The organism is Aquabacterium sp. (genome assembly GCF_021768455.1).
In the GTDB taxonomy this organism is placed as follows: domain Bacteria; phylum Pseudomonadota; class Gammaproteobacteria; order Burkholderiales; family Burkholderiaceae_C; genus Aquabacterium.
In genome coordinates, this window is the sequence record NZ_JAIZVX010000229.1 from 1 (window position 1) to 4,076 (window position 4,076).

General features: G+C 61.2%; 4 protein-coding genes. All 4 read right to left on the minus strand.

Features of this window, described 5'->3' with window-relative positions; translation table 11 throughout:
* On the minus strand, nucleotides 1–101 hold a 101-nt coding region (locus QZ994_RS18985), incomplete at its 3' end, for a sugar phosphate nucleotidyltransferase (RefSeq protein ID WP_290877408.1).
* 76 nt (nucleotides 102–177) lie between these two features.
* The gene (gene galE / locus QZ994_RS18990) at nucleotides 178–1,209 is read right to left on the minus strand and encodes a UDP-glucose 4-epimerase GalE (protein ID WP_290877400.1); all 1,032 of its coding nucleotides are present in this window, start codon (nucleotides 1,207–1,209) and stop codon (nucleotides 178–180) included.
* Nucleotides 1,210–1,223: 14 nt separating this feature from the next.
* A complete protein-coding gene (locus QZ994_RS18995) occupies nucleotides 1,224–2,408 on the minus strand; it encodes a hypothetical protein (RefSeq protein ID WP_290877403.1) in 1,185 nt (394 codons plus the stop codon).
* A gap of 96 nt (nucleotides 2,409–2,504) precedes the next feature.
* The gene (locus tag QZ994_RS19000; protein ID WP_290877406.1) at nucleotides 2,505–3,899 is read right to left on the minus strand and encodes an undecaprenyl-phosphate glucose phosphotransferase; all 1,395 of its coding nucleotides are present in this window, start codon (nucleotides 3,897–3,899) and stop codon (nucleotides 2,505–2,507) included.
* Nucleotides 3,900–4,076: the final 177 nt, after the last annotated feature.

Consider the following 4,076-nt stretch of genomic DNA (forward strand, 5'->3'; position numbering starts at 1 on the left):
TGCAGCACGAGGAACTGCTTGGGGTACAGGGCGCGCGACAGGGGCCACAGGCGGGTGCCGGAACCACCGGCCATGATGACGGGAAGCAATGCGTGTTTCATGAAATGACTCTAGCAAACAGGGTGCCCGTTGCCAGGCAAAGAAAAGTGAACAGGCTCAACGCCAAGGCTGTATGCCTCAGGCCTCGAAGCCATTGGGGTTGGACGACTGCCAGCGCCAGGAATCGGCACACATCTCGGCCAGGCCTCTGGTGGCGCGCCAGCCCATGGTCTCGAAAGCCTTGGCCGGGTCGGCGTAGCAGGCATCGATGTCACCTGGTCGGCGGGGTGCGAACACGACAGGAATCTCACGATCCGCGGCCTCGCCATAGGCCCGCGCCAGGTCGAGCACGCTGTAGCCCTGACCCGTGCCCAGGTTGACTGTGAGCGAGCGCTTTTGCTCGGCCAGGTAACGCAAGGCCGCCACGTGGCCTTCGGCCAGGTCGCACACGTGGATGTAATCGCGCACCCCGGTGCCATCGGGCGTGTCGTAGTCGTTGCCGAAGACGTTGAGGTGGGCGCGCTTGCCGACGGCCACCTGGGCCACATAGGGCATCAGGTTGTTCGGAATGCCGCGCGGGTCTTCGCCGATGCGGCCGCTTGGATGGGCCCCAACGGGGTTGAAGTAGCGCAAGTAGGCGAAATGCCAGGAGGCATCGCACTGCTCGAGGCCGCGCAGCAGTTCCTCGCCGATCAGCTTGGTCTGCCCATAAGGGTTGGTCGCCTTGAGGGCCGCCGATTCGGTGATGGGCAGGCTCTCGGGCTTGCCGTACACCGTCGCCGAAGAGCTGAAGACCAGGTCGGTCACACCGTGGCGTTTCATGGCCTGGCAAACCGACAGCAGACCACCCAGGTTGTTTTCGTAGTAATCGAGCGGGCGCTCGTTGGACTCACCGACGGCCTTCAGCGCCGCAAAGTGCACCACCGCGCTGATGCCGCCAAAACGCGTCCCGGCCAACTCGAAGCAACGGTCCAGGGCCGCCGCGTCACGCACATCGCCCTCGACGAACACGGGCTCTCGCCCACCCAATTCGGTCAGGCGATCCAGCACCTTCGGCGAGCTGTTGACCAGGCTGTCGACGCCAATCACGTCAAATCCGGCTGACTGCAGGGCGAGCCAGGTGTGGGAACCGATGTAGCCGGTCGCGCCGGTCAGCAAGATGGCAGGCAAAAGATCGCTCCTTGTCAGTCGAGTGTGTAGGAGACCTTGCAGTCGACCTGGTTGCCCTGGTAGGCCACACGTTCGCTGTCAGGCGTCTGTTTGTAGTCGGTGTAGGCGCAGCCCAGGTTCAGGTTGCGCAAGACCGCGTAATTCACGCCCAGGGTCATGCCGCGGTAGTGGCTGTTGGTGATGTTGGCGCGGTCACTGAAAACCTGGGAACCTTGCGGCGTTTGCACACGAGACAGGTCGTACTTCGTGAAGGTGTAGCCTGCGTTCACCGTGATCTTGCCGGTAGCTTTCAAGCTCGCATTCAAATTGGCCGAGGTGGTGGTCGTGTCGTAGTTGATGTCATACGACTGCACGCCGCTGAGCAGATCGGCAAAAGAACTGACGCCCTGCTGGTAGCGGTCCGCGCCAGTCGAACGAGACAAGCTCGCCGTGTAGCTGACCAAGCCACGCGGTGTGTAGTTCCACACCGCCTGCCCGGTCCAGCCCGATGTGTTTCGGTCGGCGTTCTTGTAATGGCCCTGACGACGGCTGACCATGCCGTAGAAGGAACTCAGGCCGCTGATGCGGGAGTTGACGGAAAAGTCGATGTTGCGGTCGCTCAACTCTTCGTTGTTGGTGGCAGGGTACCGCGTGTTCACGAGGCGAAGACCCAGACCGAAGTTCAGCAAGTCGGTGCTGTTGTAGATCGCCTTGAGCCCCTGCACGGTCTGGTTGGCGTTCTGGTAGAAATAACGCGAGTCCGAATACTTGACGCGGTTGCCGTCCAGTTGCCCCACGATCGCCCAACGCCCCCCGTTGCCGTATTGCAAGGCGATGTTCTGATCGTTGTAAGTGCGAATGTTGCGCGTGACACGCGCCTGACCGTTGTTGTTGTTCTGGATGGGATTGAGGTTCTGGGAATACGCCCCGCCCAACGACAGGACCCAGTTCGATGCGATGCCCGAGGTGAAGCCCAGGTTTGCGTCCTTGTTGTCGTTCTTCAGTTCCTTGAAGTGGGTGTAGCGCTGAGCACCAATGGCCACACCGGCTCGGTAGTTCTGTCGACCGTAATCCTTGTTCAGGTCGCCTCGCAAGGTGGTGGTGCTGACGTTCTCCGACTGCTCAAGGCTGTTGCGAGAGAAGTTCGAGTCGTGCTTGAACGATTGCGATGCCGTCAGCGAGAACGGCGAGTCCTCGGCATGTGCTGCAGAAGCAGTCAAGCCCAACGCGAACAACACCGCACAACGCATCCACACTTGCCCTTGGGCTTCGACTGGAGTCACGGACACCTCAGCTTTCATCTCTTCTCAGTTCATTCAGTAAGCATTGCGATCGAACACCATCAGCCGTACGGTACGGATGACAATCTGCAGGTCCAGCGCCAGCGACCAGTTGCGAAGGTACTCGAGGTCGTACTCGACCCGGGCCTGCATCTTGTCGATGGTTTCGGTCTCGCCACGCAAGCCGTGCACCTGGGCCCAGCCTGTGATGCCTGGACGCACCTTGTGGCGCACCATGTAGGCCTTGATCAGCCGACGGTATTCTTCGTTGTGCGCCACCGCGTGCGGACGCGGCCCGACGATGCTCATGCGCCCTTGCAGCACGTTGATGAACTGCGGCAACTCGTCCAGTGACGTGCGCCGGATGAAGGCGCCAAAAGGCGTGATTCGGCTGTCGCCCTTGGTCGCCTGCTTGACCACCGCACCGTTGTCCTGCGTGCGCATCGAACGGAACTTGTAGACCATGATCTCCTCGCCATCGAGGCCATTGCGGCGCTGGCGGAAGATGATGGGCCCGGGCGAACTCAGCTTCACCCCGATGGCCAGGCCGATCAGAATCGGCGAAATCAACACCAGGATGATGCTGGCCAGGATGATGTCGGATGCGCGCTTGACCAACTCGTTCGTGCCGGTGAAGGGCGTCTCGCAGATACCGACCACAGGCACGCCATTCATGTCCTGCAGGCGCCCCTGGATGATGCTGATGCCAAACACGTCGGGCGCAAAGTACAGCGAAGCGGTCGTGCCCTGCACGGCCTCCAGCAACTCGACGATGCGGGGCTGCGATCCCAGCGGCAGGGTGATGTAAACCTCATGGATGCTGTGCGCATAGACGTAATTCGCCACATCACGCAAGCCCCCCAAGCGCATGCTCACCGCCTCGGGCAAAACACGGGAGTCGGTGCGGTCGTCAAAATAGCCCACAAACTCGATGGTCTGGTCGGGGTTGCTCTGCAATGCACGGGCGACCTTGCCGCCCAGCGGCCCCGCCCCCACGACGATGGCACGGCGCCGCGCGTAGGGCTGACTGGAGCGGTGCTTGATCAAGGCCTTGCCCAACAGCACGGCAGCCCACTGCAAAAAAGGCGTCAAGACCGCCCAAGCCACCATCACGCGGAAATCGAAAAACATCAGGCTGTTCGTGGCGTAACCACACAGCCACAAGATGGCCAACATCGACACCCAGGAACTGACGATGTCGATGCCTGCCTCCAGCCGAGAATCCGTGAACCGGTTTCGCCCAGGAAACGTCAAAGCGAAAACCAGCAGGCACAGAGCCATGGCGGCCCGCATGACCGGCTCGCCAAAATAGGCCATCGCCCCCAACAAGCAGGCTACCGTGATCAACGGCTCCAAAAACGCCGCCACGAAAGACGTGACGGACTGGGGGGCGTTGAAGAAGGTGCGGTTGTAGTTGCGGTTATTGAACATGTACACCAGGGGCCGACCCTGAAACCCCAAAAACGAGTGCACAACGCACGAAGAGTCGCCCCTGCAGGGCGACACGGTGTAGCACACCCGTGCGCAGATGCGCCCGGGTCTCAACCATTGTGAACGAAAAAAAGCAGGGTTACTGCCTGCCCCCACCTGCTCGAGGGCCCCTTAAGC